We start from the raw sequence: 5,022 nt of genomic DNA on the forward strand, positions 1-5,022 counted from the left end.
CTTGTGGTGCTTGTTCGCCATTCTCGATCCTCCTCTGCTTCATCATAGAGGTGGACCAAATCGTCTGGGGAGGCTCAGCACCGCCTTCGACATTACCATGGCGAACCACGATCCGGGCGCCTTCGAGGCCGCGGCGCGGGTGGTCGGCTTCCAGGGCTTCGGTACCTATCCGCGCTCGGGCTTCATGCATATCGATCTCGGTCCCGCCCGGCGCTGGGGCGAGCCCTTCCCGGAGCGGCCGACGCCCTTCGCCACCGAGACCCCGCCGGCACGCGAGCGGCTCGCGGAGAGCCGCACCATGAGGGGCGGCGGCACGGCCGGGGTTGCGACGATCGGCACGGCCGGGGTCGAGGTCGCCGAGGATATCCTGACGGAAACGCAGGGCGCGCTCGAGCCGCTGGTGCCCTACCTCGATGGCCTTCGCTGGGCCTTCATCGCACTCGCGCTCGCCGGGATCGGACTCGCGATCTACGCCCGTCTCGATGACTGGAAGCGGGGCCGGCGATGATCGGCGCGCTCTTCACCGCCGTCGCCGGATCGCGCTGGGCCTCCCAGGCGATTGCTTGGGCGGCCCTCGCCGGCGCCGTTCTGCTGTTCCTGATGAACCTGCGCCGTGCCGGCGAACGCGCCGGCCGGCTTGCGGAACGCCTCGAGACCATGGAGAGAGCCAATGAGATTCAGCGCCACATGCTCGAGGCTGCTGCGGATCGGCCTCGTGATCGCGATGATCTCGCTCGCCGGCTGCGCGACGGGCGGTTTTGAGACACCGGCGGTTTGCGTTTGCCCGCCGGTGGTCGAGTACGATCAGGGGTTTCGCGAGAGGGCGGCAGAGGAGTTGAAGCGGCTGCCGACCGGGTCTGTCGTAGAGCGAATGCTAGCTGATTATTCTGTGATGCGCCGTCAGACGAGAAGTTGTATGCAAAGCAGCGGTAATCCAGTCGGGACAGACTAACTTGCGACCTCGACCGTTCAGCACTCGGACCGCCACTGGCGGCTGCCAACGAGCACCCAAGGCGCTCATTGACAAAACCGTCGACCAAAAGCGTTGATCCCAATTGTCAAATTTCGCCGCGGGAGACTAACCTCGGTGGGCGCTGGCCCCTGAAGGAGTATCATTGTGAGTTCATATGTTGACGAACTGATTCATACCTTGAACCTTGAGATCATCAGCGAAATCGAAACACCAAGCCGAATGGAGAGAAGAAGAACCCTGCCGGAGGCCGCCTTTTCTGGCAAAATGTCATCTATTTTGCGAAATATGCTGGGCCGTAATGATTTCTCGGTTTGGGAACATCAAGCCAAGGCAGTAGAATATTTAGTAAATTTTAAAAATGTAGTTGTTTCGACAGGCACAGCATCCGGGAAATCTCTAATTTTTCAGATCGATGCTCTCCGTCGCCTGACAGCAGATCCCACCGCTAAGGTTCTGGTCATCTACCCCCTTAAAGCACTTGGCTCTGATCAGTTTAGCCGCTGGAAGAAGCTAGTTCGGATTGCTGAGCTTTCGGACGAAGTCGTCGGCCGAATTGACGGCAATGTTCCCATGTCCGATCGTGATAAGATTCTCGGCGCGGCTAGAATCCTGATCATGACGCCGGACGTTTGCCATGCATGGTTTATGCGAAATGTTGGCAGCGGCCCTGTAAGGCGCTTCTTAGATGGTCTGCGCCTCTTGGTATTGGATGAAGCACATATCTACGAGTCTGTCTTTGGCAGCAATGTTGCTTTTCTTCTGAGAAGGTTGATCGCGGCCAAGAAGAGGATATCACGTAGTGACGCCAAGTCGAGGGAATTTCAAGTTGTTGCAACGACTGCAACGCTGTCTGGGCCGTCCGATCATCTTCGTTTGTTGACCGGTCTCGAGTTTGCAGTCATCGAAGAAGACCAGAACGGTGCGCCGCACTTTCAGCGCCGCGCCGTTCACCTGAGTGGGGCGGACTACGGAGCGGCAGGAGAAGCAGCCGCAACAGACATAGTTCGCGGCATTCTCTCTCTTTCTGAACGTCGGCGCTTCATCGTTTTCATCGATTCCCGGCAAGGCGTAGAACGGGTCGTGCGGTCAGTCGGCGACGAGAGCGTCTTGCCATACCGAAGCGGTTACGAAGCACATGACCGAGAGAAGATCGAAAAAGCGCTGCGCGACGGGTCACTACACGGTGTAGTTGCGACTTCCGCGCTCGAACTTGGCATTGACATTGCCGACATGGAAATCGGGGTGACCCTGGGGATCCCCCAGTCTAGAAAGGCCTTTCACCAGCGCTTAGGCCGCGTCGGCCGCGCGAAGCCCGGCACATTCATGGTGATTGCTTCTCCCGTGGCTTTTGGACGCCTCGGGTTGACATTCGACGACTACTTCAGAATGCCCGTCGAGCCCTCGCATCTATACCTTGGCAATCGATTTATTCAATTCTCTCAGGCCCGCTGTCTCCTTGAGGAAATGGAAGTCCTTGGTATGGAACGCTCCGCTCTACCCAGCGGCGCGAGCTGGCCTGACGGTTTTGCGGAGGTCCTTGCATCCGCTAAACCGGGGGCGGCACGCTCGCGGGAGTTCGACTTCATCGCCCAACTTGGGGCAGATGCGCCGCACCTCAACTATCCGCTTCGACAGGTCGGCGAAGGAAGTTTCGACATTCAAGAGGGAAGTCGCACCGATCCCGATCGCATCGGTACAATCGCAATTAATCAAGCCATTCGCGAAGCCTATCCCGGCGCCACCTATCTTCACGCCGGTCGCGCCTACAAGGTCTATGAATGGCGAACCAGCCGAGGGGAAAGGGCGATACGGGTTGGCTCTTCTAAGAATGAGGCGCCCACCAAGCCGATTCTCCGGAAGCAAGTAAACCTTAGCTTGCAGGCCGACGGTATCATCGATGGCCGGGTCATGACGAACGAAACCGGCATACTCGCTGAAGTCTATGTCCAAGTGAACGAAAGCGTGGAGGGTTACCGTGTAGGCAATACTACCAAGATGTATCGTGACCTTCGTGCGGAAAACCCATCTATGTCGCGGAAACAGCGTGATTTCAGAACCACAGGTCTCGTCCTAAGGATCGATGAAGATTGGTTTAGAGGCTCTGACGAAACGCAGCGCCGAATTCGCGAGGATATCGCGGATGGCCTTCGTGATCTACTATCAAGCGAATTCGGGATTGCACCTTACGACATCGACTCGGCATCTTCAAATATCGGGCTGCTTACCGCATCCGGCCCAGTGCGACTCACAGACGCCGTCGTGATCTATGATGCAGTCTACGGAAGCCTAAGGCTGACCGAAGCTCTTTATGATGCATTTCCCACCTATCTCGCCCGTCTGGATCGAGGGGCCTCGTTGGCGGGTGCCGATGCTATCGTCAGCGACAAGATCGCCGATAAGTTACGCGCTTGGGCTGAAACGCTAGCGCCCGCTGGGGCTGTTAATCTCGCAAACATCAAAGTGCCTGATGGTTGGCGCCTTGTGTATAAGAGAAGGAGCGTTCTCGGCGTCTACATGAACGGTGTGTTGTTCGAACGGGAGCTAATTGAGCCAATGCTTGTGACGTTTCCCGGAGCGGCGCCCTCACTTTTCTACAAGTATCATGTGCCCGAGGGCGATGCATACGTTCCACACGATCAGATTCAACCCACAGGCCAGGAATGGGGATGGGAGTTGTGGTGCGCCGAAACCGGTGAGTTCCGCGAAGTAGAGGCCGACGGATAAGGGTTTTCCGCTTATTGCTCATTTTCCATGAGCAGGCGGGAAGCGGCCGAGGCGATTACGTCGGCACCAGCCGTCAGGTAGCGTCTCGCAAACGCCTCGCCCCTGTCAGAGATCGCCTTGAGAGCAGCTTCCAACTGTCCAAGCTTATCGACGTTGACGGTCATCGAAACCAGGGTTCCGGGCAGGAAAAAATCGCCATTGTACTTAGCGTTTCTAGCGAACTCGAGGCGTGCGTTTCCTGATCCGATCACGAAACGACCTGTTGCGCGCGCCATCTGACTGGTGATGTATAAGCCGAAGCCCGAGTTTCCCCATTCGCCATCGGTATCTTTGGTATCCATTGCATGCGCTTTTTCGTAGATCTTTTTGCCTGACGTGCTCGGCAGAAGAGCAATCCGGATGGCCTTTCGATCCGAGCCCAATGCCGCGAATTTCGGATTGTTCGCAAGTGAACGCTGCAGGCCGATCCCCCGGTCCAGTACTGCCAACTCCACATCCCGACTCTGCGGCCAGAATTGCCCCATAACGAGAAAGTCGTCGCTCTCACTGTGTTCTGCGATGTTGCGTATAATCTCTCGCAGGCAGTATCGCACGGTGAAGAAGAGATTACCGCTGGTTTTGCGGGTAATAAGATAGGCGAGCCGACCAACCATCATGTTGACCTGCTCTCCGACCGGTTTTCCCGCCTTCGCGGCGATCGCCTTAATCATTCGAACATCGTGCTTCGTGATTGGGTAATATGTCGCGCTTCCAGCTGCGTCGTGCCGTGGAACGTGTAGTCCACAAGCGTCGTAAAATCCCATGTTTGCAGGATAATCGTATGGTTTCGCGCCGACGGTTGCGGTCACACGTCCAGCTTCGACGGCCCTAGAAATGACTGACGCTAAAAGGAGCATCCCGGTGGGTACGGCAAAGCCGATCCTCGAAAAATCGAGCACGACCCGTTCATTCGCCTGCAATGCTGCGTCAAAAGCTCCAATCGCATCGATGTCACTGAAAGGCGGAACGTGTAGACCCTGCAAGATTTCTTCCTCAATCGCTCAACGTTGGCAACGATCGCATTTCGTCATGCGGGCGACAATACTCCTCGCACTGCAGGTAGACCGATCCTCAATGAGCGGAGACCTGGTAGCCCGGCCGCCTAGACCGTCGCGGTTTGGCCGGTTTTGTTGACCTGGTGTTGACCTGGGGCGCGCGTATTGGAATACCCCACGACGCGATGGGCGTAAGATATTGGAATATAATGTGGATTTGGTTGCGGGGGCAGGATTTGAACCTGCGACCTTCAGGTTATGAGCCTGACGAGCTACCGGGCTGCTCCACCC

Annotated in this window: 4 protein-coding genes; 3 read left to right on the plus strand and 1 reads right to left on the minus strand. The window is 57.0% G+C overall.

Going from position 1 to position 5,022, the window contains the following annotated elements:
- Positions 1–10 precede the first annotated feature (10 nt).
- The 3 genes from M1105_RS20230 to M1105_RS20240 all read left to right on the plus strand — a co-directional run bounded on the left by M1105_RS20230 (position 11) and on the right by M1105_RS20240 (position 3,697).
- Positions 11–508, plus strand: coding sequence for a D-Ala-D-Ala carboxypeptidase family metallohydrolase (locus tag M1105_RS20230; RefSeq protein ID WP_264759754.1), 498 nt, complete (start codon positions 11–13; stop codon positions 506–508).
- Positions 505–762, plus strand: coding sequence for a hypothetical protein (locus M1105_RS20235; RefSeq protein WP_249582183.1), 258 nt, complete (start codon positions 505–507; stop codon positions 760–762). The genes M1105_RS20230 and M1105_RS20235 overlap by 4 nt, the downstream gene beginning before the upstream one ends.
- Positions 763–1,117: 355 nt before the next feature.
- Positions 1,118–3,697, plus strand: coding sequence for a DEAD/DEAH box helicase (locus M1105_RS20240; RefSeq protein WP_249582184.1), 2,580 nt, complete (start codon positions 1,118–1,120; stop codon positions 3,695–3,697).
- 11 nt (positions 3,698–3,708) lie between these two features.
- Here the strand turns inward: M1105_RS20240 and M1105_RS20245 are convergent, their stop codons facing one another.
- Positions 3,709–4,407 (minus strand): hypothetical protein, encoded by a 699-nt coding sequence (locus M1105_RS20245; protein ID WP_249582185.1) that lies wholly within the window; start codon positions 4,405–4,407, stop codon positions 3,709–3,711.
- Positions 4,408–5,022 lie beyond the last annotated feature (615 nt).

The organism is Thermohalobaculum sediminis, assembly GCF_023487995.1.
GTDB lineage: Bacteria > Pseudomonadota > Alphaproteobacteria > Rhodobacterales > Rhodobacteraceae > Thermohalobaculum > Thermohalobaculum sediminis.

Coding starts and splice junctions, on each gene's coding strand:
- M1105_RS20235 (WP_249582183.1), top strand. CDS start 505: ATGATCGGCGCGCTCTTCACCGCCGTCGCCGGATCGCGCTGGGCCTCC.
- M1105_RS20245 (WP_249582185.1), bottom strand. CDS start 4,407: ATGATTAAGGCGATCGCCGCGAAGGCGGGAAAACCGGTCGGAGAGCAG.